The sequence below is a fragment of the Bradyrhizobium sp. USDA 223 genome (genome assembly GCF_044909005.1).
Lineage (GTDB): Bacteria > Pseudomonadota > Alphaproteobacteria > Rhizobiales > Xanthobacteraceae > Bradyrhizobium > Bradyrhizobium yuanmingense.
This window is the reverse complement of record NZ_JBIYDR010000001.1, coordinates 2,333,316-2,359,067: the sequence shown is the minus strand read 5'-3', so window position 1 is coordinate 2,359,067 and position 25,752 is coordinate 2,333,316. Positions and strand designations below refer to the sequence as shown.

At 65.5% G+C, this 25,752-nt stretch carries 27 protein-coding genes; 6 read left to right on the top strand and 21 right to left on the bottom strand.

Features of this window, described 5'->3' with window-relative positions:
• The first annotated feature begins 6 nt into the window (after positions 1-6).
• Together ABIA40_RS10765 and ABIA40_RS10760 are read left to right on the top strand one after the other, a co-directional pair.
• On the top strand, positions 7-1,101 hold the full coding sequence (locus tag ABIA40_RS10765; protein WP_128261565.1) for an AMP-binding enzyme: 1,095 nt from the start codon (positions 7-9) through the stop codon (positions 1,099-1,101).
• 95 nt (positions 1,102-1,196) lie between these two features.
• A complete protein-coding gene (locus ABIA40_RS10760) occupies positions 1,197-1,751 on the top strand; it encodes a CAP domain-containing protein (RefSeq protein ID WP_198399917.1) in 555 nt (184 codons plus the stop codon).
• A 12-nt stretch (positions 1,752-1,763) separates the two neighbouring features.
• Here the strand turns inward: ABIA40_RS10760 and ABIA40_RS10755 are convergent, their stop codons facing one another.
• Positions 1,764-2,237 (bottom strand): VOC family protein, encoded by a 474-nt coding sequence (locus ABIA40_RS10755; RefSeq protein ID WP_008547150.1) that lies wholly within the window; start codon positions 2,235-2,237, stop codon positions 1,764-1,766.
• 148 nt (positions 2,238-2,385) lie between these two features.
• Here ABIA40_RS10755 and ABIA40_RS10750 point away from each other — a divergent pair, with 148 nt between their 5' ends.
• Complete coding sequence (locus ABIA40_RS10750) at positions 2,386-3,564, top strand: aminotransferase class V-fold PLP-dependent enzyme (protein WP_404540963.1); 1,179 nt, start codon at positions 2,386-2,388, stop codon at positions 3,562-3,564.
• A 7-nt stretch (positions 3,565-3,571) separates the two neighbouring features.
• On the opposite strand, the gene ABIA40_RS10745 is transcribed toward ABIA40_RS10750, so the two are convergent.
• The 6 genes from ABIA40_RS10745 to yajC are packed head-to-tail and all read right to left on the bottom strand — an operon-like array spanning position 3,572 to position 9,213.
• Complete coding sequence (locus ABIA40_RS10745) at positions 3,572-4,813, bottom strand: threonine ammonia-lyase (RefSeq protein WP_271537858.1); 1,242 nt, start codon at positions 4,811-4,813, stop codon at positions 3,572-3,574.
• A gap of 45 nt (positions 4,814-4,858) precedes the next feature.
• A complete protein-coding gene (locus ABIA40_RS10740; RefSeq protein WP_271537856.1) occupies positions 4,859-5,722 on the bottom strand; it encodes a phytoene/squalene synthase family protein in 864 nt (287 codons plus the stop codon).
• Positions 5,719-6,102 carry an Mth938-like domain-containing protein gene (locus tag ABIA40_RS10735; RefSeq protein WP_028179505.1) on the bottom strand — a complete coding sequence of 128 codons (384 nt, stop codon included), beginning with the start codon at positions 6,100-6,102 and terminating at the stop codon, positions 5,719-5,721. The genes ABIA40_RS10740 and ABIA40_RS10735 overlap by 4 nt, the downstream gene beginning before the upstream one ends.
• A 60-nt stretch (positions 6,103-6,162) precedes the next feature.
• On the bottom strand, positions 6,163-7,182 hold the full coding sequence (gene secF / locus ABIA40_RS10730) for a protein translocase subunit SecF (RefSeq protein ID WP_271537853.1): 1,020 nt from the start codon (positions 7,180-7,182) through the stop codon (positions 6,163-6,165).
• 10 nt (positions 7,183-7,192) lie between these two features.
• On the bottom strand, positions 7,193-8,797 hold the full coding sequence (gene secD, locus ABIA40_RS10725; protein WP_271537851.1) for a protein translocase subunit SecD: 1,605 nt from the start codon (positions 8,795-8,797) through the stop codon (positions 7,193-7,195).
• Between the two features lie 47 nt (positions 8,798-8,844).
• Positions 8,845-9,213 carry a preprotein translocase subunit YajC gene (gene yajC / locus ABIA40_RS10720; RefSeq protein WP_036012751.1) on the bottom strand — a complete coding sequence of 123 codons (369 nt, stop codon included), beginning with the start codon at positions 9,211-9,213 and terminating at the stop codon, positions 8,845-8,847.
• Between the two features lie 182 nt (positions 9,214-9,395).
• Between yajC and ABIA40_RS10715 the strand changes: the two genes are divergently transcribed.
• A complete protein-coding gene (locus ABIA40_RS10715) occupies positions 9,396-10,376 on the top strand; it encodes an ATP-binding protein (protein ID WP_271537849.1) in 981 nt (326 codons plus the stop codon).
• Positions 10,377-10,552: 176 nt separating this feature from the next.
• Here ABIA40_RS10715 and ABIA40_RS10710 read toward each other — a convergent pair whose 3' ends face one another.
• Both ABIA40_RS10710 and ABIA40_RS10705 read right to left on the bottom strand, forming a co-directional pair.
• Positions 10,553-11,938, bottom strand: coding sequence for a peptidoglycan DD-metalloendopeptidase family protein (locus tag ABIA40_RS10710; protein WP_404540959.1), 1,386 nt, complete (start codon positions 11,936-11,938; stop codon positions 10,553-10,555).
• A 109-nt stretch (positions 11,939-12,047) separates the two neighbouring features.
• The gene (locus ABIA40_RS10705) at positions 12,048-12,698 is read right to left on the bottom strand and encodes a protein-L-isoaspartate(D-aspartate) O-methyltransferase (protein ID WP_271537845.1); all 651 of its coding nucleotides are present in this window, start codon (positions 12,696-12,698) and stop codon (positions 12,048-12,050) included.
• Positions 12,699-12,928: 230 nt separating this feature from the next.
• Here ABIA40_RS10705 and ABIA40_RS10700 point away from each other — a divergent pair, with 230 nt between their 5' ends.
• Entirely contained in the window at positions 12,929-13,300 is a 372-nt protein-coding gene (locus tag ABIA40_RS10700) for a response regulator (RefSeq protein ID WP_157286091.1), read from the top strand.
• Between the two features lie 3 nt (positions 13,301-13,303).
• Here the strand turns inward: ABIA40_RS10700 and surE are convergent, their stop codons facing one another.
• The 12 genes from surE to ABIA40_RS10640 all read right to left on the bottom strand — a co-directional run bounded on the left by surE (position 13,304) and on the right by ABIA40_RS10640 (position 25,307).
• The gene (gene surE / locus ABIA40_RS10695; protein WP_271537842.1) at positions 13,304-14,071 is read right to left on the bottom strand and encodes a 5'/3'-nucleotidase SurE; all 768 of its coding nucleotides are present in this window, start codon (positions 14,069-14,071) and stop codon (positions 13,304-13,306) included.
• Positions 14,072-14,182: 111 nt separating this feature from the next.
• Positions 14,183-14,545 carry a hypothetical protein gene (locus ABIA40_RS10690; protein WP_157286092.1) on the bottom strand — a complete coding sequence of 121 codons (363 nt, stop codon included), beginning with the start codon at positions 14,543-14,545 and terminating at the stop codon, positions 14,183-14,185.
• Positions 14,546-14,664: 119 nt separating this feature from the next.
• Positions 14,665-15,996: a serine--tRNA ligase gene (gene serS / locus ABIA40_RS10685; protein ID WP_271537839.1), complete on the bottom strand. Its 1,332-nt coding sequence runs from the start codon at positions 15,994-15,996 to the stop codon at positions 14,665-14,667.
• A 137-nt stretch (positions 15,997-16,133) separates the two neighbouring features.
• Complete coding sequence (tatC, locus tag ABIA40_RS10680) at positions 16,134-16,946, bottom strand: twin-arginine translocase subunit TatC (protein WP_157286094.1); 813 nt, start codon at positions 16,944-16,946, stop codon at positions 16,134-16,136.
• Positions 16,943-17,437: a Sec-independent protein translocase protein TatB gene (gene tatB, locus ABIA40_RS10675; protein ID WP_271537832.1), complete on the bottom strand. Its 495-nt coding sequence runs from the start codon at positions 17,435-17,437 to the stop codon at positions 16,943-16,945. Before tatB ends, tatC begins: the two co-directional genes overlap by 4 nt.
• An 89-nt stretch (positions 17,438-17,526) precedes the next feature.
• Positions 17,527-17,760: a twin-arginine translocase TatA/TatE family subunit gene (locus tag ABIA40_RS10670; RefSeq protein WP_036012762.1), complete on the bottom strand. Its 234-nt coding sequence runs from the start codon at positions 17,758-17,760 to the stop codon at positions 17,527-17,529.
• Positions 17,761-17,925: 165 nt separating this feature from the next.
• Positions 17,926-18,681, bottom strand: a complete 756-nt coding sequence (scpB, locus tag ABIA40_RS10665) for an SMC-Scp complex subunit ScpB (RefSeq protein ID WP_271537830.1) — start codon at positions 18,679-18,681, stop codon at positions 17,926-17,928.
• Between the two features lie 21 nt (positions 18,682-18,702).
• Positions 18,703-19,542: a ScpA family protein gene (locus ABIA40_RS10660; RefSeq protein ID WP_172783664.1), complete on the bottom strand. Its 840-nt coding sequence runs from the start codon at positions 19,540-19,542 to the stop codon at positions 18,703-18,705.
• Positions 19,539-20,567 (bottom strand): beta-N-acetylhexosaminidase, encoded by a 1,029-nt coding sequence (gene nagZ, locus ABIA40_RS10655; RefSeq protein ID WP_271537828.1) that lies wholly within the window; start codon positions 20,565-20,567, stop codon positions 19,539-19,541. Before nagZ ends, ABIA40_RS10660 begins: the two co-directional genes overlap by 4 nt.
• Before the next feature lie 46 nt (positions 20,568-20,613).
• A complete protein-coding gene (locus ABIA40_RS10650) occupies positions 20,614-22,158 on the bottom strand; it encodes an SPOR domain-containing protein (protein ID WP_271537826.1) in 1,545 nt (514 codons plus the stop codon).
• 140 nt (positions 22,159-22,298) lie between these two features.
• A complete protein-coding gene (gene argS / locus ABIA40_RS10645) occupies positions 22,299-24,089 on the bottom strand; it encodes an arginine--tRNA ligase (RefSeq protein ID WP_271537824.1) in 1,791 nt (596 codons plus the stop codon).
• A 9-nt stretch (positions 24,090-24,098) separates the two neighbouring features.
• Entirely contained in the window at positions 24,099-25,307 is a 1,209-nt protein-coding gene (locus ABIA40_RS10640) for a deoxyguanosinetriphosphate triphosphohydrolase (RefSeq protein ID WP_271537822.1), read from the bottom strand.
• Positions 25,308-25,417: 110 nt separating this feature from the next.
• Here ABIA40_RS10640 and erpA point away from each other — a divergent pair, with 110 nt between their 5' ends.
• Positions 25,418-25,747, top strand: a complete 330-nt coding sequence (gene erpA, locus ABIA40_RS10635) for an iron-sulfur cluster insertion protein ErpA (RefSeq protein WP_024342679.1) — start codon at positions 25,418-25,420, stop codon at positions 25,745-25,747.
• The last annotated feature ends 5 nt before the right edge of the window (positions 25,748-25,752 follow it).

Below are 25,752 nucleotides of genomic sequence, written 5' to 3'. Positions count from 1 at the left end.
TTTGCAATGAGCTTGCCCAAAGACGACGCCGCAGAGCTGTCGGCGCGCTGGACCGAAGGCGTGATGCTCAAGCGCGACGTGTTCTCGACTGTCGAGCGCGGCCGTTTCCGCAGCGAAAGCGGCGAGATCGACGCGGTGCTGCGCCGGCTCGACGAGGTGCCATGGTGGTCGTTTCTGCTGGCACGCCACCTGTTCGCCCGCGAGAAGCAGGCCCTGGTGCGGGCCAAGGGCCTCGACGTCGGCCCCGAGCTGCTCTGGGCCGGGCGCCGCGCTCTGGTGCGCGGCTTCGTCGACGGCGTCGCGCTGCACCTGGCAAAGCCCCATGGCGATGTCGCCTATTTCCGCTCCGCCAAGGCCGCACTGCGTCGGCTGCGCCGCGCCGGCATCTGCCACAACGATCTCGCCAAGGAGCAGAACTGGCTGGTCGGCCGCGACGGCCGCGCCTATGTCACCGACTTCCAGCTCGCCGCGTGCTTCAAGCGCCGCGGCCGGCTCTATCGCATCCTCGCCTATGAAGACCTCCGGCATCTGCTCAAGCACAAGCGCTCCTACGCGCCCGAGGCGCTGACGCCGCGAGAGCGAAAGATCCTGGCGAGGAAGTCGTTCGCCGCGAGCCTGTGGCTCGCCACCGGCAAGAAGGTCTATCGCGCCATCACCCGCGGCCTGTTCAACTTCACCGACCGCGAGGGCGGCGGCCGTCGGCTCGTCAACGACGCGCCGGTGCTGGCCGAGTTGATCCGCCGGAATCCCGCCGTGCGCGACGCCGCCATCGTCGCCTTTGCCGACCGTCGCTCCGGCGTCGGGCTTTACGCCTTCGTCGAAGCCGATCAGGCCGCGCTCGAGGGCCAGCTCCGCAGCGAGCTTGCCGCCGCCAAGGGACCGAAGCCGCCCGAGCACATCCAGGTCGTGCACGCCCTGCCACGGAACACCAGCGGCAAGCCGCGCATCGAGGTCCTGCAACTGGTCGCCATGAACCAGCTCGACCTGATCGAGCCGATGATGAAGAACGAGCAAGATCGCGCCTTCCTCAAGGATATCCTGGAGCAGCGCAAGAACCTGCGCGACCGCTTCAATTTCGAGGCGAAGCTCCCGACGAGCTAGCGCGGAATCTGCGCCTTGAAGCCTCCACAATGGCGATCGAGAAGCGCTTGGATCACGCAGAAATGGCAGAGATCATGGGCGCTCGGGGGACGATGATGCATCGTATGGTTGGCGGAACGATCGCCGGCCTTGTGCTGCTGGCAGGGGCGCCTGCGCTGGCCGACTCACCGGCGGAGCTGATCTCCAGCTTCCGTCTCAAGCATGGTGAGGCCCGCGTTGTCCGCGACGCCACCCTCGATCGCATAGCCATGGATCAGGCCCGCGCGATGGCGGCGAAGGACGACCTCAGCCACGACGCACTCGGCCCATTCAACCGGCGCGTCGCACCGGCCGGCGCGGGCCGTGCCGCAGAGAACATCGCCTACGGCTACGAAAGCTTCGAGAAGACGCTGGGCCAGTGGATCGACTCCTCCGGGCACCGCAAGAACCTGTTGCTGCACAACGCCTCGCGCGTCGGCATTGCCAGCGCCAAGAATGCGAGTGGCAAGCGCACTTATTGGGCAATGGTGATCGCGGGCGATTACGGGCTCAAGGGCAAAGGCAAGAAAAAGGACAAGGAGCCCGTCGTCGCGGTGAAGCGCGAGGTACCGCCCGCGAGCAAGCCGAAGTCCGGCAATTGTCACGTCAAGCTGCTCGGCCTCTGCATCTGAGGCGCGACCGTCTCAGCCGCGGCGCGCGGCTTCGATCGCGGCGACGTCGATCTTCGTCATCCCCATCATCGCATCGAAGGCGCGCTTGGCCTCCGTGCCACCGGCGGCCAACGCCTCAGTCAGCACACGCGGCGTGATCTGCCAGGAGACTCCCCATCTGTCCTTGCACCAGCCGCACGCACTCTCCTGCCCGCCATTGCCGACGATGGCGTTCCAGTAGCGATCGGTCTCCGCCTGATCGTCGGTGGCGATCTGGAACGAGAAGGCCTCGTTGTGCTTGAAGACGGGTCCGCCATTGAGGCCGAGACAGGCAACGCCGGCTACTGTGAACTCGACGGTCAGGACATCGCCTGCCTTGCCGGACGGATAGTCGCTGGGCGCGCGATGGACCGCACTCACCGCGCTGTCGGGAAACGTCTCGGCATAGAAGCGGGCCGCGGCTTCAGCATCCTTGTCGTACCAGAGGCAGATCGTGTTCTTTGCCATTGGGTATTCCCTGTGATTCCGTGCCAGATTGCGCTTCCGATCAGCATAGGCATCCCGATCCGCATGCTCCAGCTGGAACAGTCGTTTGCCCGAGCTTGCTCGCGTACGTCATTGTGTCTACGAGGAACCTGACGATGGAGGCTCTGACGTGATCGACATCAACCAGATTCGTGCCGACACGCCTGCTGCCTCCCGGCTCGCGTATCTCCACAATGCCGGTGCGGCTCTCATGCCCGCGCCCGTCGTCGCGGCGATGAAGGGACATATCGATCTCGAGACCGAGATCGGCGGCTATGCCGCAGCCGATCGCGCGTCAGATCGGCTCGAAGCCGTTTACGGCTCAGTGGCCCGGCTCCTGAACGCATCGCCGGATGAAATCGCCCTGGTGGAAAACGCGACGGTTGCCTGGCAGATGGCGTTCTATTCGCTTCCATTTCGAGAGGGCGACCGGATCCTGACGGCCGAAGCGGAGTACGCCGCCAACTATGTTGCGTTTCTTCAGGCCGCCAAACGCACAGGCGCGGTCATCGATGTGGTACCGAGCGATGCGACGGGCGAGTTCGATGTCGGCGCACTCGAACGTATGATCGACGAACGCGTGAAGCTGATCGCCGTCACCTGGGTTCCGACCAATGGCGGGCTAACCAATCCCGCAGCGGCCATCGGCAGAATTGCGCGAGCACACGGCATCCCCTATCTGCTCGATGCCTGCCAGGCGATCGGCCAGATGGAGGTCGACGTCGAGGCGATCGGTTGCGACATGCTGTCGGCCACGGGACGCAAATTCCTGCGGGGGCCGCGTGGTACCGGCTTTCTCTATGTGCGCGGCCCGCTGCTGCAGCAGCTCGAGCCACCGATGATCGACCATTTTGCAGCGCCCTGGGTCTCGCGCGATGAATATCGGCTCCGCGACGATGCCCGCCGCTTCGAGACATGGGAGAATAATTACGCCGCCCGGCTTGGGCTCGGCGCTGCCGTCGATTATGCGCTCGACATCGGCATGGATGCCATCGAGGAGCGCTGCCGGCTGCTCGCGGGCCGCCTTCGCAGCGGCCTCGCTTCCATTCGCGGCATCACTATTCACGACCTTGGCCGCAAGCCTGGCGCCATCGTCAGCTTCACTTTGGATCGATATGAAGCGGAGGCCATTGTCAGCAGCGCCGCGGCGGCGGGCATCACAATCGGCGCTTCAGACCCGTCGAGTACCCGCATCGATGCCGAGATCCGCGAGCTGCCGCCGCTCGTCCGGGCTTCTCCCCACTACTACAACACCCAAGCCGAGATCGACCGGCTGATCGACCACGTCGCGGATTTGGCGTCACGTTAGCGCGTGCTCAGGTGCAGCGCGCGCTCAGTCCGGATGCGCTGAGCCTGGCCATCACCTCGTCGAGATGCGCGGCATCGCGGGTCTCAATGACAAGCTGCAGCAGCGTCGCCTTGGCCGGCAGGTCGGAGAAGGTCCGCTGGTGTGAGACCTCGATGATGTTCGCACCCGCCTCGGCCAGCAGTGCCGCTACCGCGGCGAGCTGCCCCGGCCTGTCGGGGATATCGAGCGACAACTGCGTCAGCCGCCCCTCGCGCGCCAGCTCGCGGGTGAGCACGGAGGCGATCAGCCGCGTGTCGATATTGCCTCCACTCAGCACGAGGCCGACCTTCTCGCCGGCAAAGCGGGACGGATCGGACATCAGCGCGGCGAGGCCGGCGGCGCCAGCGCCCTCGACGACGGTCTTCTCGATTGAGATCAGGGTCGCGACTGCGCGCTCGAGCTCGGCTTCGTTGACGAGCGCAATATCGTCGACGAGGCGCCGAACGATTTCGGTGGTGATCTTGCCCGGTGATTTCACCGCGATGCCCTCGGCGAGCGTATCGCCGCGCGCCGGCAGATTGCCGTCGTGAATGGCGTTGTACATCGAGGGATAGAGCCAAGCCTCGACGCCCAGTATCCTGAGCGACGGCTTGATCGACTTCGCGGCAATGGCAATCCCGCTGATCAGACCGCCGCCGCCGATCGGGACGACCAGCGTGTCGAGTTCCGGGACCGCCTTCAGCACTTCCAGCCCGATCGTGCCCTGCCCGGCGATGACGAGCGGATCGTCGTAAGGATGGACGAAGACCATGCCGTGCGCTTCACCGTGGCTGCGCGCAAAGGCGGCCGCCTCCTCCAGCGTCGCGCCCGTGACCACCACCTCGGCGCCGTGATGCCTGGTGTTCTCGATCTTCACCATGGGCGTGCCGATCGGCATCACGATGGTGGCGGGAATGCCGAGCCGCTTGGCGTGATAGGCAACGCCTTGCGCGTGGTTGCCCGCGGACATCGCGATCACGCCCCGCGCGCGCTCGTCCGGCGTCAGCGCGGTGAGCCGGTTGAGCGCGCCGCGCTCCTTGAACGAGGAGGTGAACTGCAGGTTCTCGAATTTGAGCCAGATGTCGCAGCCGCAGATGCTGCTCAGCGTCCGGCTGTGGCTACAGGGCGTCTCGACAACGGCGCCTTGGATGGTCTTGGCGGCGGCGTGAATGTCTTCCGGGGCGACCGGAAGGCCGCTGAGATCGAACGAGCTTTGGGACATGTCAGCCATAGGACAGCATAGAGCATTTGGGCGGGCCAGGCGATAAGCCGGCGTCTATTTGGTAAATTCACGCGATCGCGAGGCGCGCCACAGCGTCCAGAGCGTGCGCAACCGCGAGGTCGGCTGCAACCTAAACGGATTGCGTCCCGGGCGCGACAGGCGCTCGAGATCGGCCTGCGCCTGGCGCAGCGGCAGAAACGCCGGCCGCAACGGCGGCGCCAGCTGCGCCAGCAGCGATGAAGCCGCGGTCATATGCTGCCGGGCTTCGCCCGCGAGCTGCTCCAGCACCGCATGGAGATTGGGCGTCTCCTTGCCGGCGAAGACATCCCCCATGCTGCAATCGTGCTGCTCCAGCACCTGCTGCGGCACGAACAATTGCCGGTGCGCGGCATCGCGCGGCAGATTGGCGATGACCTGCACGATACCCTGCGCCAGCCCGGCATGGCGGGCGACATGCTCGGCCGCCTCCGAAGGCGGTCCCAACACTTGCGCTGCCAGGGCAAACAACGCCGATGAGGTCGCCGCGAGGTAACCTTCCAGCGCGGCCATGGTCGGCATCGGGTCGTTGTAGAGATCGAACTGGTGCTCCTCGGCAAGCAGCGACAGCGGCTCGACCGGCAGGTCGAAATCGCGGATCGCACGAAGCAGCTCCGCCGCCACCGGATTACCCTCGGCGCTGCCATGGACATGGCCCGACAGCATGTCGGTCCACCATTGCAGGCGGATCTCGCCGGGCAAGGGCTGGCTCACCTGGTCGCGGACGCGGACGATCTCGACGTTGAAGGCGTACAGCGCCAGCAACGCGCGGCGCTCGGCGGCCGCCACGAATAGGGTCGCGGCGTAGCGCGGAAAGTCATGGCTGCGCACGAGATCGGCGCAGAACGCGGCGGAGTCGGATGGCGGCGCCGGGCTGCTCATGGCACGGCGATCAGCGCGGCGGCAACCCGCCGCCGTTCGCCGATCATGATGTTGTAGGTGCGCACGGCCGGGCCGGTCTGCATCGTGTCCAGCACCACCCTCACCGCCTTGAGCGCCTGACGCAGCTCCGGCGGCGGCAGCCACAGCCCCGTTCCAGTGCCGACCAGAAGCGTGTCGATGCTGTTGGCCGCCGTGAACACCCGATCCAGCGAGTAGCGGTCGATCTTCGCGGGGTCGGTCACGTCCCAGGCCCAGATCGCGTCGGGCAGGCAGAGCAGCGAGCCCCGATGGGACATGCCGGCAAAGGCGAAGCCGCCTTTGCCATAGGCGTCGATCGGCGCCGAGCGCGGGAAATGCGGAGCGTTGGGATCGCCGGCCATGAGTTTCGTCCGAATGGGCTTACTGCCCTCGCAAACGCCTGCGAGGGCACGAGGTTCGGATCATGCCTTGCTTTTCTTCGCCGGCGTCGTCGTATCGGGCGCGTCTTCGCGGTGCTCGCCGACGCCGAGATAGATCAGGATCGGCGCTGCAATGAAGATCGAGGTGTAGGTGCCGACCAGCACCACGCCGAACATCATCACCGCGGTGAAGCTGTGGATAGCATGGCCGCCGAACAAGAGCAGCGCGAGCAGCGCGAGCGTCACCGTGACGTGGGTGATGATCGAGCGCGACAGCGTCGAGTTGATGGATTCGTTGAGCAGCTGGGGCATCGGCATCTTCTTGTAGCGACGCAGCATTTCCCGGATGCGATCGTAGATGACGACGGTGTCGTTGAGCGAGTAGCCGAGAATCGTCAGAAGCGCGGCGATGCTGGTCAGATCGAAATCGACCTGGCTGATCGACATGAAGCCGATCGTTAGCACGATGTCGTGCACGTTGGCGATCATCGCGCCCAGCGCGAACTGCCATTCGAACCGGAACCAGAGATAAATCAGGATCCCGACGATCGCGAGCATCAGGCCGAGCATGCCGTAGGCCAGGAGCTCGCCGGCGACGCGCGGACCCAGCACCTCGGTGCGCTGAATGTCGACACTGTCGCCAAGCGCGCCACGAACCTTCTGCAGGGCTGCCTGCTGGGCCGCGTCGCCGCCCGGCTGCTCCGCAACGCGGATCAGGACGTTCTCCGGACCGCCGAACTGCTGCAGCTGGACCTCGCCGAGGCCCAGGCCGTCGAGCGAGGTACGCATCGCCGCGATGTCGGCGGCGCCGGACTTCGCCTTCACCTCCAGCAGCGTGCCGCCCTTGAAGTCGATACCGAGGTTCAGGCCGTGGGTGAAGAACAATACGATCGCGACGATCGACAGCGCCGCCGAGATCGGAAAGCTGATGCGACGGAAGCGCGTGAAGTCGAAATGCGTATCGTCGGGGACGATGCGCAGCGACGGCAGCAGGCCGAGCGCCGAGACCACGGTGAGAATGGCGATGAGAACGCCGAGCCCGATGAGAACGGTCTGAGTCACGATCAGGCTCCTAGATCGGCACGCTCTGCGGCCGCTTCCACCGCACCCACCAGGCGACGATCAGCCGGGTCAGGGTGAAGGCGGTGAACACCGTGGTGATGATGCCGATGCCGAGCGTCACGGCGAAGCCGCGCACCGGACCGGTGCCGATGTAGAAAAGCACCGCGGCGGCAATGAATGTGGTGATGTTGGAATCGAGGATGGTGGCGAGCGCCCGCTTGAAGCCGGCGTCGATCGCCGAGATCGCATTGCGTCCGCCGCGCAATTCCTCGCGGATGCGTTCGTAGATCAGCACGTTGGAATCGACGGCGATGCCGACGGTGAGCACGATGCCGGCGATACCAGGCAGCGTCAGCGTGGCATTGAGCAGCGACAGCAGGCCGAAGATCATTGCGACGTTGATGGCCACCGCGATGTTGGCGAACACGCCGAACAGCCGGTAGGTCACGAGCATGAAGATGATGACGAGGATCGAGCCGACATAGGCCGCCAGCTGACCCTTCTCGATCGAGTCCTGGCCGAGTCCCGGACCCACGGTGCGCTCCTCGACCACCGTGAGCGGAGCCGGCAATGCGCCGGCGCGCAACAGGATGGCCAGATCGTTGGCCGACTGCACCGTGAAATTGCCGGAGATCTGGCCCTGGCCGCCGGTGATGGGCTCGCGGATGACGGGCGCCGAGATCACCTTGTTGTCCAGCACGATCGCGAACGGCAGCCCCACGTTCTCCTGCGTGGCCTGCGAGAATTTGCGCGCGCCCGAGGTGTTGAACTTGAAGCTGACGACCGGCTCACCCGTGCGCTGGTCAAAGGTCGCCTGCGCATCGGTCAGGTCGCCGCCGGCGACCAGCACCTGCTTCTTGACCACGTAGGGCGTCGGCGGAGGCGAGGCGCTCATCAGCAGTTCGGATTCCGGCGGCACCCTGCCCGCTTGCGCCTGATCCGGCGGCACGGAGGTGTCGACCATGCGGAATTCCATCTTCGCGGTCCTGCCCAGCAGTTCCTTCAGGCGGGTCGGGTCCTGAAGACCGGGGACCTGCACCAGGATGCGGTCGTTGCCCTGGCGCTGGATGACGGGCTCGACGGTGCCGAGCTCGTTGACGCGGCGTTCGACGATCTGGATCGACTGCTCGATGGTCTTTCGCAGGCGATCGAGCACCGCGGCCTGCGGGACGCTCAGGCGGATCACCCCGCCGCCGGCATCAGTCACCTCGAGGTCACGCTGACCGCTGGATCCCATCAGGCCGCCCAGCGGCTGGGACAGCTCGCGCAGCTTGGCGAGCGCCGGCTGCACGTCGGTTTCCTTGGTGATGCGAACCTCGACCGCGTCATTGCGGACGGTGACGCCGCCGGTGAAGCCGATCTTGGCGTCGCGCAACGTCCGGCGAACCTCGTCGCGGATCTGATCCAGCCGTTCCTTCTTCACATAGGCAGCGTCGACCTCGAGTAGCAGATAGGAGCCGCCCTGGAGGTCGAGGCCGAGCACGAGGCGGCGCTGCGCCCAGGCGGGCCAGCTCTTGACTTGCGCCTCGGGGAAGAAGTTGGGGACCGCGCAGAGGCACACGATCAGCGCCGTCAGGATAATCCCCAGCGCCTTCCACCGCGTGAAATACAACATCGACTGGACCTGTCAGATCAGGAGACTTGAGACTCGCGGTGAAGCTCTCACTTCGCCGCGGTGTCGTCCTTGGCGCTCTCTTTTGCGCTTTCCTTGGCCGGCTCGCCCTTGGCACGAACGCCCGAGATCATCTGGCGCATCTGCCGCACGCGCACGCCGTCGGAAATCTCGAACTCGATCTGGTCGTCGTCGACCACCTTGGTAACCTTGCCGACGAGACCTCCCGAGGTCACGATGGTGTCGCCGCGGCGGATATTCTTCACGAGCTCGGCGTGGTCGCGGACCTTCTTCTGCTGCGGGCGCAGAATCAGGAAGTACATGATCACGAAGATCAGGGCGAACGGCAGCAGCGACATCAACATGCTGTTGGTGTCGCCAGCGGCCGCGGCCTGGGCATACGCAGGGGTAATCAGCATTCGGACGATCCTCGTGAGAACGGGGGAAAGCCGGTCAGGCCCTCGAAGGCGACCGGTTCGGTCAAATTCGCGCGGACTATAGCGGCCATTGCCCCAATTGCAACGCTGCCAGACTGCCCTTTTGGGCCACCTTGCGGCGGCCCGTGAGGCCCGATAAGGCTGCGTTCTCAGGAACTTCGGACATGCCCAAAAACCATAGCAAAAGCCCGGCCGGCAAAGGCCCCCGCACCCCTGCCAACAAGCCCACCCGTGTCGCGGCAAAACGCCCCACGGCGGCGGTCACCAAGGCAGAGCCAGACCCCGCGCAGGAGCGCATCGTCCGTGCCCTGGAGACCATTGCGGCGCACCTCTCCGCCCAAGGCAAGCCGGCGGTCGAGGCCGAGTCGTTCAAGCGGGCGGACGCCTATGTCTGGCATCCCGACGGACGCCTCTCGGCGGTGCCGCGCGTGAGCCGCGTCGAGCTGTTCCTGCTCAAGGGCGTCGACCGGATGCGCGACATCCTGATGGAGAACACCGAGCGCTTCGCCAACGGCCTGCCTGCCAACAACGCCCTGCTCTGGGGCGCACGCGGCATGGGCAAGTCGTCACTGGTGAAGGCAGCGCATGCCAGCATCAACGCGGAGCGCAAATCGGCCGACAAGCTCAAGCTGATCGAGATCCACCGTGAGGACATCGAGAGCCTGCCGGCCCTGATGGAGCAGCTGCGAGCCTCTTCCTTCCGTTTCATCGTGTTCTGTGACGACCTCTCCTTCGACGGCAACGATGCCTCCTACAAGTCGCTCAAGGCGGTGCTCGAAGGCGGCATCGAGGGCCGGCCAGAGAACGTCGTCCTCTACGCCACCTCCAACCGGCGCCATCTGCTGGCGCGGGAGATGATCGAGAACGAGCGCTCGACCGCGATCAATCCGGGCGAAGCGGTGGAGGAGAAGGTCTCGCTGTCGGATCGCTTCGGCCTCTGGCTCGGCTTCCACCGCTGTAGCCAGGACGAATATCTCGCCATGGTGAGCGGCTATTGCAGCCATTTCGGCATCGGGATCGACGACGAGGCGCTCGAGCGCGAGGCGCTGGAATGGTCGACGACACGCGGCTCGCGCTCGGGCCGCGTTGCCTGGCAGTTCGTGCAGGAGCTGGCGGGACGGCTGGGTGTGAAGCTGACGGCGTAGTAGCGCGAGCTGTTACCCCGAATTCAACTGTCATCGCCCGCCTTGTGCGCGCTTGCGCACTGGAGCGGGCGATCCGGTATTCCAGAGACCGTTGTGATCGATCGAGAGGCTGCGGCGTACTGGGTCGCCCGGTCGAGCCGGGCGACGACACTGTTCGTGCGGAGGCTACGTAAGTCTCACGCCCCGTTGAGGAATTGAAGCGGGTCAACCGGGCTCGATCCCTTGCGGATCTCGAAGTGGAGCTGCGGCGACGCCACTTCCCCGGATTGACCCGACTTGGCAATGACCTGGCCGCGCTTGATGGTATCGCCGCGCTTCACCAACAGCTCACTCGCATGGGCATATGCGGTGACGTAGCCGTTGGAGTGCCGAACCAGAACCAGATTGCCGTAACCCTTCAGCTCGTTGCCGGAATAGGCGACGACGCCATCTTCGGCCGCCTTGACCGGCGTCCCCTCGGGCACCGCGAGATTGATGCCGTCATTGGACTTGCCATTGGTCTTGGCACCGTAGCTCGTGACCACCTTGCCGCGGACGGGCCAGCGGAAGGTCGGCAGCGCGCCGGTGGCCTCCGCAGCCTTCGCCGGCGTCTCGGCAGCCTTCTCTTCCACATTGCTCGTGGCCTGGGCGAGCCGCGCGCTCTGCACGGGCGCAGCGGCCGTGGCCACCTTGGTCACGGGCGCCGGAGCTGCCGCGACGGGCTGGAGCGTTCCGGCCACCGGTGCAGCCGCGATCGGAGCCGCAGCGACCGGCGCCGCGACGGCGGCTGTCTTGGCACCGGGCACGGTCAGCTTGGTGCCGAGCTTCAGCTTTGCCGACGGATCGAGGCCGTTGGCACGGGCGAGCTCTGCCGCCGAGATGCGGTTCTTGCGCGCGATGCTGGCGAGCGTGTCGCCGCGGTTGACGAAGTGCGTGCTCGGCGGTGCCGCGACGGCAGCAACCGGCTTCGCCGCAGGCACTGCCGCGACCGGGGCCATCGCGGGCGCCGGTGCAGCTGCCGTCGCCGGCGACGGAATGATCAGCTGCTGGCCGGGCGAGAGCGTCCGCGGACCCTTGTAGCCGTTGGCGGCAAGGATCGCCTGCGGCGTGACGCGATAGCGCTTGGCGAGCACGTCGAGCGTGTCGCTGGTACCGACGATGATCTTGGTTCCGCCGGCCGGCTGGGCGGCCGCGACCGACCGCGGCGGGACGGTGGCCGTGGTCTCCAGGTGCGGTTGCGCCGGGGGCGCATATGAGCTGACGCCGCGTCCGCCACCGGACACCCCGCCCCCGGAGGCAACGGGATAGGACTGCGGGGCAGACACCGCGGGCGGAGGCAAAGCCTGCGACTGGTAGTAACCGGGCTGCGTCTGCGGCCGCGCATATTGCGGCAGCTCACGCTGGGGCGGCGGTGGCTGCTGCACCGAACCGGTCTGCTCGGAGGCGAAAGGATTGGAGAAGTTCGTCTGGGACAGCCGCGACGACATGTCGGCGCTGCACCCTGCAAAGCTGAAGGAGATCAGCGCCAGCACCGCGACCTGCGGCACGCGGCGCGAGTAAAGCAACTCGGCGACAGCGGACATGGTTACTCACTCGTACGCAACAGAACTGGTGTTTTAAGTAAACACGCGCCGAGTAAATAACGGCTTAACCCTCACAATAAGATGTTGGCGGCACTGCCGATCCGGGATTCTACAGCTCCCGCGCCACCCCGGGCAGTGCCGGCACGAAGCGGACCTCGACGAGTTCCTTGCGCTCGATTCCGGTTTCGCTGCGGGCCAGGCGGGTCAGCGTCTGCACGCCCTGATGCGGGCCGACCGGGGCGATCAGGATGCCCCCGACCTCCAGCCGCTCGACCAGGTTCTCCGGTATCTGCTCCATCGCGGCGGTGACGATGATGCGGTCAAACGGGCCGATGTTGGGAGGCAGATTGAGACCGTCACCGAGCATCACCTCAACATTGTGACAATCGAGCTTCTCAAGCCGGGCGCGTGCCGTGTCGGCGAGCTTGCGATAGCGCTCGACGGTCAGCACCTGGCCGGCGAGCCGCGACAGCACGGCGGCCTGGTAGCCGGAGCCGGTGCCGATTTCGAGCACCCGGTGCTGCTTCTGGAGCTGGAGCTGCTCGGTCATGTAGGCGACGACGAAGGGCTGGCTGATGGTCTGCCCGCAGGCGATCGGCAGCGCGCTGTCATGATAGGCGCCCTCGCGATCGGCCTCGTCGACGAAAAGCTCGCGCGGCACCTCTTCCATGGTCCGGAGCACGGCCTGATCGCTGATGCCCCGACGCCTCAGGGTGAGCTGAAACATCATCTTTTCCGGCGGGTGCTGGTGGGGCGTCATTGCTGCTATTGCTCATCTCGTCCGGGCGGATCGCGGCACTGCACCGCAAGAACCCGAGACGAGAATCTTGTTCCGGCTCAGGAACTCATGATAGCGTTTCAGTGCAGCATTTGACCACAACAAGGCTTTCAAAGCGCTAAGCCATTTGCGAGGTTTGCGTTCGCCGAAACGCGCATTGCGTCGCCTATCGTTATCTGCGAACGTTTACGGGAATGGGCAAGGACTCAACCATGACTGCGACAGGGCTTTCGGGCCGCTCTGTTTTCCTCGTCGAGGACGAGGTCATGATCAGAATGATGGTTGCGGACATGCTGGAGGAGCTCGGCTACAGGGTTGCCGCCGAAGCGGGCGACATCAATGAGGCCATGCGGCTTGCGCAATCCACCGAGTTCGATCTCGCCATTCTCGACGTCAACGTCAACGGCAAGGTCATCTCGCCGGTCGCCGATGTCATCATGGCCAAGGGCTGCCCGTTCATCTTCGCTACCGGTTACGGCTCCTCCGGCTTGCCCGAGCAATATCGCGACCGGCCGGCGCTCCAGAAGCCGTTTCAGCTCGACGCGCTCGGCAAGACCATCGAGGCCGCGCTTCGCGGCAGCTAACCCTTATTTCAGGGTGAGGCCAAGCGCTTCCGAAAACGCCTCGTCGGTGCGGTCGAGCCTGAGCGGGGTGACCGAGACGTAGCGCTCGCGCAGCGCCGCGAGATCGGTGCCGTCGGCGGGCGTGTCGAGCATCGCGGTCCGCTCGAATCCGATCCAGAAATAAGGATTGCCGCGGCCGTCCCGGCGCTCGTCGATCCTGAGGAAGCCGAGATTGCGCTTGCCTTGCCGCGTGACGCGGATGCCCAGCACATCCTCCGGCGCGCAGGACGGGAAGTTGATGTTGATGACGGTGTCCTTCGGAACGCCGGCGGCGATCACCTTGCGCAGGATATCCGGCCCGAATTTGCGGGCCGTGTCCCAGGGCGGCCGTTCGCGGGTCTCGACGCTGAACTCCTGCGACAATGCGAATGACGGCAACCCCAGGATGGTGCCTTCCAATGCGCCGGCAATGGTGCCGGAATAGACCACGTCCTCGGCGACGTTGCGGCCCTTATTGACGCCGGACAGCACGACATCGGGCAGCTTGGCTCCCAGAATATGGCGCGCTCCCATGATGACGCAGTCGGTCGGCGTGCCGCGCACGGCGAAGTGCCGTGGGCCGACCTCGCGCAGACGCAAGGGATCGTTCAGCGACAGCGAGTGCGACACGCCAGACTGGTCGAGCTCGGGCGCCACCACCCAGACATCATCGGTCAAAGCGCGCGCAATCTCCTCCACGACCTTGAGGCCGGGAGCGTGGATGCCGTCGTCATTGGTGCAGAGAATGCGCATGCGGAAGGTTCGATTCCTGAAAGCGGGTCTGAGCCGTCTTATCCGGCCAGCGCCGATCAGGCAAACCGGACGATTGCGGCGGGCCGGCGGCTGGTTCCCTGGCTGGTCCCGCTAGCGGCGAACGCGCCATTGCGGCAGGAAGCGCGCAAGCCGGCCTTCTGCACGCAGTTGCATCGCCGGCACGACCGGGTTCACGACGGAAGCCTCGATGACGCCGAGCGCCTTTAGCTGCGCGACGAACGGATCGGACGTCGGCTCCTGCGGAAAGCGTTCGCGTGCCACGCTCAGCGCCTTGTCGAAATCCGCAGCATTGACCCCGGGCTTGGCCCGCCGGCTCTGCACGAGATCGTCGTCCCAGAGCCGCGCGATCTCGATGTCGAGAACGCCGCGGAGGCGCTGATCGATGGCCTGGATCCCGGCCCCCGTCACCGCCCATTGTCTGCCGACCCAGAAGATGTCGCGGTGCAAGGCCATGAACGGAGGGTTCGCGTGGACGGGCCGGCAGGATAGCGGGCCGCCCGATCTTCGCAACGCGATTCTCGTCATGCCGCGTTTTCGGACGCGAACCGGTGTCCACTTCGCAGGAAAACGCTTTAGTCGCGCGCGATCACCTTCAGCCCGCCCATATAGGGCTGGAGCACGTCCGGAACCGCGATCGAGCCGTCCTCCTGCTGATAGGTTTCCATCACGGCGATCAGCGCGCGGCCGACGGCGGTGCCGGAGCCGTTCAGCGTGTGCACGAAGCGCGGCTTGCCGTCGGGCCCGCGCGAGCGCGCATCCATGCGCCGTGCCTGGAAGTCGCCGCAGACCGAGCAGCTCGAGATCTCGCGGAACGCCCCGCCCTCGCCCTGCCCGGGCATCCAGACCTCGATGTCGTAGGTTTTTTGCGCCGAGAAGCCCATATCTCCTGCGCAGAGCGTCATCACACGGTAATGCAGGTCGAGCTTCTGCAGCACCTGCTCGGCGCAGGACAGCATCCGCTCCAGCTCGTCCTTGCTCACTTCCGGCGTCGTGATCGAGACCAGCTCGACCTTGGTGAACTGGTGCTGGCGGATCATGCCGCGGGTGTCGCGCCCCGCCGCACCCGCCTCGGCGCGGAAGCATGGCGTCAGCGCGGTCAGCCGCATTGGCAATTGCTTCTCATCGAGGATGGATTCGCGGGCGAGATTGGTGAGCGACACTTCGGCGGTGGGGATCAGACCGAGGCGCTCGGTCTTCAGCCGCTCATGGTCCGGCGAGGCGAGCAGCTCGCCCTTGATCGCCCAGAACTGATCGTGCTCGAATTTCGGCAATTGTCCGGTGCCGAACATCACCTCGTTGCGCACCAAGAGCGGCGGATTGATCTCGGTGTAGCCATGCTCGGTGGTGTGCAGATCGAGCATGAACTGGCCGATGGCACGCTCGAGCCGCGCCAGCCCCTTCTTCAGCACGACGAAACGCGCGCCGGAGAGCTTTGCCGCCGCTTCGAAATCCATGTAGCCGAGAGCGGTGCCGAGATCGTCATGCAGCTTCGGCGCGAATGCGTAGTTGCGCTTGTTGCCGTACACGTGGTGCTGCACGTTGCCGTGCTCGTCGACGCCGTCGGGCACGTCGTCGAACGGGATGTTCGGGATCGCGGCCAGCTCTTTGTTCAGCTCATCGTCGGCGGCTTTCGCCGCCGCTTCGAGCTCGGGCATCGTGGTCTTGAGCTCGGCGACCTCGGCCATCAGCTTGGCCGCACGCGCCTCGTCCTTGGCCTTCTTGGCATCGCCGATTTCCTTCGAAGCTGCATTGCGCCGCGCCTGCGCCTGCTCGGAGGCCAGGATCGCCGCACGCCGCTTCTCGTCGATCGCGAGCAGCGAGGCCGACATCGGCGTCAAGCCACGCCTCGCGAGGCCGGCGTCGAAGGCTTGCGGATTGTCGCGGATCGCTTTGATGTCGTGCATGGCTGTCTTCCCGTCATGGCCGGGCTTGTCCCGCCCATCCACGTATCTGCCGCCTTAGATCAAGTCGTGGATGCCCGGGTCAAGCCCGGGCATGACGAATCATGGGCTGGACAACGACATGATAGTGCGAAAGTGCCCTACTCCGCCGGATTGGCCGGCGTCGACACGTCAGTGCCGGTGGCAGCCTGTGCGGCGGCCGCTTTCCTCTCCACCATCGCCACCGCGAGGATCGAGCCCTCGTAGAGCGCCATCAGCGGAAACGCGAGGGAGCACTGGCTGAGCACGTCGGGCGGCGTCAGCACGGCTGCGATCACGAAGGCCATGACGATGAAGTAGCGGCGCTTCTCGCGCAACATTGTCGAGCTGACGATGCCGATCCGCCCGAGCAGCGTCAGGATCACCGGCAATTGGAAGGCGATGCCGAAGGCAAAGATCAGCGACATCATCAGCGACAGATATTCGCCGACCTTGGGCAACAGCTGGATCTGCGCAGTCTCGTCGCCGCCGGACTGCTGCATGCCGAGCGAGAAGCGCACCAGCATCGGCAGCACGACGAAATAGACCAGCGCCGCGCCCAGGACGAAGAAGAACGGCGTCGCGACCAGATACGGCAGGAACGCCTGCTTCTCGTGCTTGTAGAGGCCGGGCGCGACGAACTTGTAGATCTGCGTCGCCACGATCGGGAACGAGATGAAGCCGGCGCCGAACAGCGCGAGCTTGAGCTGGGTGATGAAATATTCGAGCAGCGCCGTGTAGATGAATTTCGAGTTCTCCGGACCCGCAATCCACACGAACGGCCAGACAAGGACGTTGTAGATCTGCTTGGCGAAGAAGAAGCAGAAGATGAACGCAATGCCGAAGCCGAGCAGCGCCTTGATCAGCCGCGAGCGCAGCTCGATCAAATGGTCCATCAGCGGGGCTTTGCTGGCCTCGATATCGGCGTCGGTCATGACGCTTTGGCGTCCTTGATCGCTTCGGATGGCGCGGTGTCCTGCGCAACCTTTGCCTGTTCGACCTCACGGGTGATCGCGAGCGGCTCGTCCGCGGCCGCATGCGCTTCGGCTTCCATGAAGGTCGACGGCGTCGGGGTCTCCGGTGTCGTGGGCGTGACGGGCGGATCGACGGCGGTGGCCGCCGGCGTCTCGGCCGGCTTGTCCAGCGCATCGATGCGAAGCGCGTCGCTCACGTCCTTCTGGAGCGAGCTCATCGGATTAAAACCCGTGGCGGCTTCCTTGACCTCGTCGAAGCTTTTCTTGAGGTCGGCCATCTCGGCCTCACGCATCGCCTCCTGGAACTGGCCTTGGAATTCGGCCGCCATCTTGCGCGCCTTGCCCATCCACTGCCCGACCATGCGCAGCACGCCCGGCAGCTCTTTCGGGCCGATGGCAATCAGGGCCACGACCCCGATGAGGACCAGTTCACTCCACCCGATGTCGAACATGAGGTCTTCCGTTCACGCGAAGCCGGAGCCGGCCCATCCCTTGCGCGCAGGATCGGGCCGCTACCCGCGTCTCGCGTGCTTCTTCCGGCTCAGACGGCCTTGCTGCCGACGTCGGACCGTGTCGCGGTCGGCGCAGCATTGTGCTCGATCGACTTCGCCGGCTCGGGCTTCTCGGCAGCCTTGTCGTCGTCCTGCATGCCCTTCTTGAACGCCTTGATGCCCTGAGCCACGTCGCCCATCAGATCCGAAATCTTGCCGCGGCCGAACAGCAGCAGGACCACTGCGATCACCAAGATCCAGTGCCAAATGCTGAGTGAACCCATCCTGCAACCCTCCAAACGCGCATAGCCGGGGACCCGGCCGATCTCACCGAAACCTAGGCTTGGCAGGCCTCAAAAACAAGGACCAAGGCAGCGCCAATTCGCTGTCGGTGCTACGCAATCTTGCTAGTGTTAACTGGTCGCAGGGGCCCGTAATTCGCCGGTACGTCAGTCCTCGGCGCCGCCTTCGCTGCCACCCTCATTGCCGCCTTCTGGCGGGCTCTCAGGCTCGACCGCAGGCGCAAGGGCGAGATCGAGGTCATCGCCGGGTTCCAGCGGATCCTCGTCCTCACGCAGCGCCGGATCGTCCGACGGCGTCGGCACGCTGAACCCGGTGGGCAGGCGCGAATCCAACAGGCCCGTCCCCTTCAGCTCTTCCAGGCCCGGCAGGTCGCCGAGCTGTTCCAAGGTGAACTGCGACAGGAACTCCTCGGTGGTTCCGAAGGTCAAGGGCCGGCCCGGCGTCTTGCGTCGGCCGCGCGGCTTGATCCAGCCGGTCTCCAGCAGCACGTCGAGCGTGCCCTTTGACGTGACGACGCCGCGGATCTCCTCGATCTCGGCCCGCGTCACCGGCTGGTGATAGGCGATGATCGCGAGCACCTCGATTGCGGCCCGCGACAGGCGGCGGGTCTCGGTGCTCTCCCGCGTCATCAGCCAAGCCAGATCGCCCGCGGTGCGGAACGTCCATTTGTTGGCGACGCGAACGAGATTGACGCCGCGCGAGGCATAATCGGCTTGCAATTGCTCGAGCGCCGTCTTGACGTCGACGCCCTCGGGCATGCGCTTGGCCAGCGTCGCGGTGTCCAGCGGTTCATTCGAGGCGAACAGCAGCGCCTCCAGCAGCCGCAACTCCTCAGGACGCGCCTGGGATTCGTTCTCCATCGGCTCGGCCTCTTCTACCCGCACTTCAGCCAGGCTTGCCATGGCAGATTCTCCTTCTTGCACTTAAGCGACCGGCGCATCAGGCGCAGGAGCTGCGTCCGGGACCGGTTTTGGGCGCCCCTTCCGGAAATAGATCGGCGCAAACGCTTCCTTCTGATTCAGCTCGAGCTGACCTTCGCGCACCAGTTCGAGCGCGGCGGCAAAGCTTGAGGCGAACACCGTCGCGCGCTGCGTCGGGTCGGCGACATGCCGGATCAGGAAGTCGTCGAGAACACCCCAATCGTCCTGCTCGGTGATGCTGCCGACCAGCCGCTCCAGCGTGGCGCGCGCTTCGGCGAGCGACCACACCGTGCGCTTGGCCAGATGCACGCTCGCCAGCACGCGCGACTGGCGTTGCGCGGCATAGGCGGTGAGCAAATCATAGAGCGTGGCCGTGTATTTCGGGTGCTTGATCTCGGCGATGTGCTCGGGCTCGCCACGCGGGAAGATGTCGCGCTGCAATTGCGGCCTGTTCATCAGCCGGTTGGCGGCTTCGCGGATGGCTTCCAGGCGGCGCAGCCGGTTGGCGAGCGCCGTCGCCATCTGCTCGGCGCTCGGGCCTTCCGCGCTCGGCGGCTCCGGCAGCAGCAGGCGCGACTTCAGGAAGGCAAGCCATGCGGCCATCACCAGATAGTCCGCGGCGAGCTCCAGCCGGATCTTTCGCGCGGCTTCGATGAAATGGAGGTACTGGTCGGCGAGCGCGAGGATCGAAATCTTGGCGAGATCGACCTTCTGCTGCCGCGCCAGCGCGAGCAACAAATCGAGCGGGCCCTCATAGCCCTCGACGTCCACCACCAACGCCGGCTCACCCTCGGCGAGCTCTGCGGGCCGCCCGGTTTCGAACGATAGGATTTCTGCAGTCATGCCGATGCCGTGTTTGCCCGTGCGATCAATGCATCCAGTTCGGCGCGTGCGGCCACGCGGTCGAACGGCTGCGGCGGCTTGCGTGCGGCGAGCGCGGCGTTCGCCCGCTCCAACGCCCCACCGGCCAGTTCAGGTGTCTCGCCGGCGACGTCGCGCATCTCCTCGATGTTGCCGTTGCAATGCAGGGCCACGTCGCAGCCGGCCGCCAAGATCGCGCGAGTCCGCTCGGCGATATTCCCCGACAGCGCGTTCATCGACACGTCATCACTCATTAACAAACCCTGGAACCCGATTGCGCCGCGAATCACGTCAGCAATCATTGTCGCAGATGTCGTCGCCGGATGGGCGGGGTCGAAGGCGCTAAACACAACATGTGCAGTCATGGCCATCGGCAGATCAGCCAGCGGCTTGAATGCGGCGAAATCGGTCCGCTCCAGCTCGTCCCGGGGCGTGTCGACGGTCGGCAGCTTGAAATGGGTGTCGGCGGTGGCGCGGCCATGCCCGGGAATATGCTTGAGCACCGGCAGCACGCCGCCCTGCTCCAGGCCCTCGGCGACGGCGCGGGCGATCGCCGCGACCTTGCCCGGCTCGGTGCCGTAGGCTCGGTTGCCAATGACCGCATCGGCGCCCGGCACCGGCACATCGGCCAGCGGCAGGCAATCCACGGTGATGCCCAGATCGACGAGATCGGCTGCGATCAGGCGGGCACTGAGGCGCGCCGCGGTGAGCCCGAGGGCCGAATCACTGTCGTACAAATTCGCGAATACGGCCCCCGGCGGATAAACCGGCCAGTGTGGCGGCCCCAGCCGCTGCACCCGTCCCCCCTCCTGGTCGATCAGGACCGGCGCGTCGGGGGCCTTCGCGACCGAACGCAATTCCGCAACCAATGCAGCAACTTGAGCCGGTGTCGCGACATTGCGCTTGAACAGGATGAAGCCCCATGGGCGTTCGGCACGGATAAACTCCCGCTCGGCGGCGGTCAGTTCCGTTCCGGATACGCCGGTAATGAAGGCCCGCGTTCTCATAACGGCCGATTAACCCTGCCCCGCGAGGGGGTCAAGGAAACGGCCGTTAATTCCTCTGGACGAAGCAGGCAGACAGGCCTGCGGACTTCAGATTGTTGCAGGCCTGCGTCGCTTCCTCGGCCGAACCGTAGGGGCCGGCGAAGGCGCGGTAGACGACTCCCTTGCCCTTGTCGGTGAGGTCGACACGCTTGATGACGGGCGAACGGGAACCGAGCACGCTGCCGTATTTGCTCTGAAGCACCCGGTAGGATGCGGCGGCGCTATCCTCGCTCTGCTGCGAGGAGACTTGCACGATGTAGCCGCCACCGCTGCTGGTCGGCGCGATCTGCGTCGGGTTGGTCGCAGCCATCCGCTGCGGCGGCTCGGCCGCCGGGGACGATTGCGGCGCCAGCGACATCGGCTGGTTGGCGCTGGCATTGGCCGAGGTCGGCGGATTGCGCGGCGCGGCGGGCGCAACCGGCGCGGCAACGGGCTTCGGCGCCGCGGGCGCCGGCTTGGCGGCGGCAGATTGCGGCACGGCGCTATCGGTCTGATCGCCCTTCACCGCAACGGTCCTGATCGCGCGCGGCGAATTGTTCGGCAGCGTGCCGTTGCTCGGGCTCGGACCCGCGCTCGGCGGCGGCACGGTGGATGGCGACACGCTCGCCACCGAGGGCGGGTTCGCATTCTGGTTCAGCGGCGGGAACACCACGCGCGGCCCGCCCGCCGTGGCGTTGACGTCGACGGGCGCCTCCTCGCGCGGCACGATCTTTTCAGTGCCGTCACCGCTGACCATGCGGTCCGGCACCTTGGCCGCGGAGTCCGTCGGCGCCGGCACGATCTTGGTCGGGGTGTTGTCGGCCTTGATGATCGGCGGCTCGCCGCTACGAGGCGAGCCGATATAGGTCTTGTAGGCGAATGCAGCACCGGTGCCGAGCACGGCAAGCGCCAGGATCGCCGCAACCGTCATCATGCCGCCGCGCTGCTTCTTCGGCTCCTCGACCTCTTCCTCGGGATAGTCGCTTTGGTAGGCGTAAGGGTCGTCGGGATAGGCCGGCTCGCGCTGATAGTCCTGCTCGCTCGTCTCCAGCCGACCATAGAGCGCATCGTCGTAGCGCGACGGATCGGGCTGCGCATACGGTTCCTGATAGGACTGCTCCTGGTAGGCCTGACCATGCTGCTGATAGGCCTGCTCCGGATGAGCCTGATCTTGATAGGAGTCCTGGTAGGCCTGCGGCTGATGAACGACAGGCTCGGGCGCGGCGGGCTTGGCCGCGTAGCGATGCAGCGGATGAACCGGGCTTACGGTGACCGGATAGTCAGGCTCGGGCGCGGGTGCCGGCTGCGGTTGTACGTTGGCACGCCGCATCCATGAAGGCGGCGACGGTGCCTGCTCCGCGTAGTCCTGCTGATCATCGAGCTGGCGGTAATCGTGGTCCTGATAGCTATGGGCGGGCGCCGCCGGCGGACGCGACTGCGCTGCAAACGGATCGGTCTGCCCGATCAGACGGGCGAGCTCGGCCAAGGGATCGCTATCCGCCTTCCCATGCTGGTCGCCGCCGCGACCATAGTCATCGGAAGGAAACGGTCTGTCCTGATATCGTTCGGCCATCGTGATGATGCGTCCCTTCGGGAAAGCCGCGCGCCCCTCGACCAAGGCACGGCTTTCGACCCACAAGGCTTTCAACCAAGTCTAAGCGATCCGGCTTCTGCCGGTTACCCCCGAATTCCCCTTAAGTAGTTCGCCCCAAACTACCGCATCTCGTCCGGGGCATGGACGCCGAGGATGGCGAGGCCCGATGCCAGGACCGAGACGACGCCCTGGACCATTGCCAATCGCGCCTTTGTAAGATCTGCATCATTATTGATAATGAAGCGTAAATAGGGCAAATCGCGCCCTTTCGTCCAAAGTGCATGAAATTCGCTGGCTAAATCATAGAGATAAAAGGCAATTCGGTGCGGCTCATGGGCAGCGGCGGCAGCTTCTAGCATGCGCGGATAAATTGCGAGGCGCTTAAGAAGATCGAGCTCGACAGGGTCCGACAGGCGTTCCATCGCCGACTCAGCGAGCCATGCGATCCGCGCGCCGGCATCCTCTGGGAGTTCCGGGAACACCTCGGCGCGGGCATTGCGGAAGATCGAGTGACCGCGGGCATGGCCGTACTGGACGTAGAACACCGGATTGTCGCGCGACTGTTCCATGACCTTGGCCAGGTCGAAATCGAGCACCGCGTCGTTCTTCCGGTACAGCATCATGAAGCGGACGGCGTCCTGGCCGACCTCATCCACCACTTCACGCAAGGTGACGAAGTCCCCGCTTCGCTTGGACATCTTCACCGGCTCGCCGTTGCGCAAGAGCTTCACGAGCTGGACGATCTTGACGTCCAGCGCTCCCTTAGCCGACGTCGTCGCCTTCACCGCGGCCTGCATGCGCTTGATGTAGCCGCCGTGGTCGGCGCCCCAGACGTCGATCATCTCGGCAAAGCCGCGGTCGAACTTGTTCTTATGATAGGCGATGTCGGAGGCGAAGTAGGTGTAGGAATTGTCCGACTTGATCAGCGGACGATCGACGTCGTCACCATAGGCGGTCGCCCTGAACAGCAACTGCTCGCGGTCTTCCCAATCCTCGACCGGCGCGCCCTTCGGCGGCGGCAGGCGGCCTTCGTAGATGTCGCCTTTGGCCTTCAGGAAGTCGATGGTCTCGGCAACCTTGTTGTTGCCGGTCTCGATCAGGGAGCGCTCGGAGAAGAACACGTCGTGGCGGATGTTGAGGGCGGCGAGATCGTCCTTGATCTCGTCCATCATCATCGCGATCGCCTTGGCGCGCACGGTCGGCAGCCACTGGGCCTCGCTCATCGCGAGCAGCTTGTCGCCATGCTCCGTCGCCAGCGCCTGCCCGACCGGCTTGAGGTAGTCGCCGGGATAGAGCCCTTCCGGGATCGCGCCGATGTCCTCGCCGAGCGCTTCGCGATACCTCAGGAAGGCTGAGCGCGCGAGCACGTCGACCTGGGCGCCGGCGTCATTGATGTAATATTCGCGCGTGACATCGTGGCCGGCGAACTGGAGCAGGCTCGCCAGCGCGTCGCCGAACACGGCGCCGCGGCAATGGCCGACATGCATCGGCCCGGTCGGATTGGCCGAGACGTATTCGACATTGACCTTGGCGGCGCCCCGGATGCGGCCGTATTCGGCACCCTCGCGCAGCACCGTGCGCAGCGCCTCGGCCCAGGCGGCGGGCTTCAGAGTCAGATTGATGAAGCCGGGACCGGCGACATCGACCTTGGCGATCAGCGCGTCGGAACGCAGCCGTTCGGCAATCTGCTCGGCGAGATCGCGCGGCTTTGCCTTTGCCTCTTTCGCAAGCACCATGGCGGCGTTGGTCGCCATGTCGCCATGGGAGGTATCGCGCGGCGGCTCGACGACGACGCGGGAGAAATCGATGCCCTCGGGCCAGCTGGAATCCGCCGCAAGCGCGCGGCAGGCGCCGTGCACGCGTGCGAGCACGTCGGCGAACAGATGCAGCGATGAGGATGTCTGGGGCATGGCCGCCGCCTAACGCAAATCCGGGGTCGAGTCAAAGAGCCGCTGGTGCTCGGTCAGGGCGAAGCGGTCAGTCATTCCGGCAATGAAATTGCCGATCCGGCGGGCCCGGTCGCCCTCGTCGTCCGCCTCAGCCCCCAGCAGCCATTCCGGCGGCAGCTCGCTGGGGGATTTCAGGTATTTCGCGAACAGGTCAAACAGGATCTGCTCGGCCTCGCCCATCACCCGCATCACCCGCGCGTGGCGATACATGTGCTGGTACAGGAAGCGTTTGATGGCGGCCTCTTCCTCCGCCACCTCGGCGGGAAACGCGACCAGCGCCCGGCTCTGCCGCCGGACATCCTGGGCCGATTGCGGCTTCACGGCCGCGAGGTTCTTCTCTGTCTCCGCAAACACCGCTCCGATCAGGTGCGAGATCAGCTCCCGCACCAGCTCGGCACCGCGCCGGACGTCTTCAAGATCGGGATAATGCGCCGCAGTCTCGGCGATGATCTCGGCCGTCAGCGGCATCACCTTGAGATCGTCGAGCTGGAACAGGCCGGCGCGCAGACCGTCATCAATGTCATGGGCGTCATAGGCGATGTCGTCGGCGATCGCGGCGACCTGCGCCTCCAGCGAGGCGAAGCTCCACAATTCGAGATCGTAGGTCTTGACGTAGTCGGCGATCCCGACGGGAACGCCATGCTCGCGGTAGCGCCCGACCGGGGCGCCGCTGCGATCGGTCAGCGGCCCGTTGTGCTTGACGATGCCTTCCAGCGATTCCCAGGTGAGGTTGAGCCCGTCGAACTCGGGATAGCGGTGCTCGAGCGAAGCCACGACGCGCAGCGTCTGGGCATTGTGGTCGAACCCCCCGAACTGCTTCAGGCAAGCATCCAGCGCCCGCTCCCCCGCGTGCCCGAACGGCGGATGACCGAGGTCGTGGGCCAAGGCCAATGTTTCGGTGAGATCCTCGTCGAGCCCGAGCTGGCGGGCCAGCGCGCGGGCGATCTGGGCCACCTCCAACGAATGGGTCAGCCGGGTGCGGTAGTGGTCGCCCTCGTGGAACACGAACACCTGGGTCTTGTACTTCAGGCGTCGGAACGCGGTGGAATGGATCACCCGGTCGCAATCGCGCCGGAACGGGCTGCGGGTCCGGCTCGGGGGCTCGGCGACCAACCGGCCGCGGCTGCGATCGGGGTCGCAGGCATAGGGCGCTCGGGGGGCTGCCATTCCGACGGACACGGCGAATTTAGTCCCTATCCATTTGATTCTGCGTATGGTGGCACTTAACTATGTCGGGTGCGGGATACCAAATGAATTGGGTATGACGCCGGGACTATCGGAGACCAGCAATGACGACTGCCGTGACCATCAGCGACCGGGCCGCACGCCGGATTGGGGAGATCCTCAAGGGTGAAGGTTCTGGCGCGATGCTGCGCATCTCCGTCGAGGGCGGCGGCTGCTCCGGCTTCCAGTACAAGTTCGACATCGACCGTGCCCGCACCGACGACGATCTCGTGATCGAGCAGGACAATGCGGTGGTGCTGGTCGATTCCGCCTCCCAGCCGTTCCTGGCGGGGTCGCAGGTCGATTTCGTCGATGACCTGATCGGCGCCTCGTTCCGCGTCAACAATCCCAACGCCACCGCGTCCTGCGGCTGCGGGACGAGCTTCTCGGTCTAACGCGG

Coding starts and splice junctions, on each gene's coding strand:
- erpA (WP_024342679.1), top strand. CDS start 25,418: ATGACGACTGCCGTGACCATCAGCGACCGGGCCGCACGCCGGATTGGG.
- surE (WP_271537842.1), bottom strand. CDS start 14,071: ATGCGCATTCTCTGCACCAATGACGACGGCATCCACGCTCCCGGCCTC.
- ABIA40_RS10650 (WP_271537826.1), bottom strand. CDS start 22,158: ATGGCCGAACGATATCAGGACAGACCGTTTCCTTCCGATGACTATGGT.
- ABIA40_RS10755 (WP_008547150.1), bottom strand. CDS start 2,237: ATGGCAAAGAACACGATCTGCCTCTGGTACGACAAGGATGCTGAAGCC.
- ABIA40_RS10690 (WP_157286092.1), bottom strand. CDS start 14,545: ATGGCCTTGCACCGCGACATCTTCTGGGTCGGCAGACAATGGGCGGTG.
- ABIA40_RS10670 (WP_036012762.1), bottom strand. CDS start 17,760: ATGGGTTCACTCAGCATTTGGCACTGGATCTTGGTGATCGCAGTGGTC.
- ABIA40_RS10715 (WP_271537849.1), top strand. CDS start 9,396: ATGCCCAAAAACCATAGCAAAAGCCCGGCCGGCAAAGGCCCCCGCACC.
- ABIA40_RS10745 (WP_271537858.1), bottom strand. CDS start 4,813: ATGGCTGACATGTCCCAAAGCTCGTTCGATCTCAGCGGCCTTCCGGTC.
- ABIA40_RS10760 (WP_198399917.1), top strand. CDS start 1,197: ATGCATCGTATGGTTGGCGGAACGATCGCCGGCCTTGTGCTGCTGGCA.
- serS (WP_271537839.1), bottom strand. CDS start 15,996: ATGCACGACATCAAAGCGATCCGCGACAATCCGCAAGCCTTCGACGCC.
- secD (WP_271537851.1), bottom strand. CDS start 8,797: ATGTTGTATTTCACGCGGTGGAAGGCGCTGGGGATTATCCTGACGGCG.
- ABIA40_RS10735 (WP_028179505.1), bottom strand. CDS start 6,102: ATGGCCGGCGATCCCAACGCTCCGCATTTCCCGCGCTCGGCGCCGATC.
- scpB (WP_271537830.1), bottom strand. CDS start 18,681: ATGGCAAGCCTGGCTGAAGTGCGGGTAGAAGAGGCCGAGCCGATGGAG.
- argS (WP_271537824.1), bottom strand. CDS start 24,089: ATGCCCCAGACATCCTCATCGCTGCATCTGTTCGCCGACGTGCTCGCA.
- nagZ (WP_271537828.1), bottom strand. CDS start 20,567: ATGAGAACGCGGGCCTTCATTACCGGCGTATCCGGAACGGAACTGACC.
- tatB (WP_271537832.1), bottom strand. CDS start 17,437: ATGTTCGACATCGGGTGGAGTGAACTGGTCCTCATCGGGGTCGTGGCC.
- ABIA40_RS10710 (WP_404540959.1), bottom strand. CDS start 11,938: ATGTCCGCTGTCGCCGAGTTGCTTTACTCGCGCCGCGTGCCGCAGGTC.
- yajC (WP_036012751.1), bottom strand. CDS start 9,213: ATGCTGATTACCCCTGCGTATGCCCAGGCCGCGGCCGCTGGCGACACC.
- tatC (WP_157286094.1), bottom strand. CDS start 16,946: ATGACCGACGCCGATATCGAGGCCAGCAAAGCCCCGCTGATGGACCAT.
- ABIA40_RS10705 (WP_271537845.1), bottom strand. CDS start 12,698: ATGACGCCCCACCAGCACCCGCCGGAAAAGATGATGTTTCAGCTCACC.
- ABIA40_RS10700 (WP_157286091.1), top strand. CDS start 12,929: ATGACTGCGACAGGGCTTTCGGGCCGCTCTGTTTTCCTCGTCGAGGAC.
- ABIA40_RS10765 (WP_128261565.1), top strand. CDS start 7: ATGAGCTTGCCCAAAGACGACGCCGCAGAGCTGTCGGCGCGCTGGACC.
- ABIA40_RS10660 (WP_172783664.1), bottom strand. CDS start 19,542: ATGACTGCAGAAATCCTATCGTTCGAAACCGGGCGGCCCGCAGAGCTC.
- ABIA40_RS10740 (WP_271537856.1), bottom strand. CDS start 5,722: ATGAGCAGCCCGGCGCCGCCATCCGACTCCGCCGCGTTCTGCGCCGAT.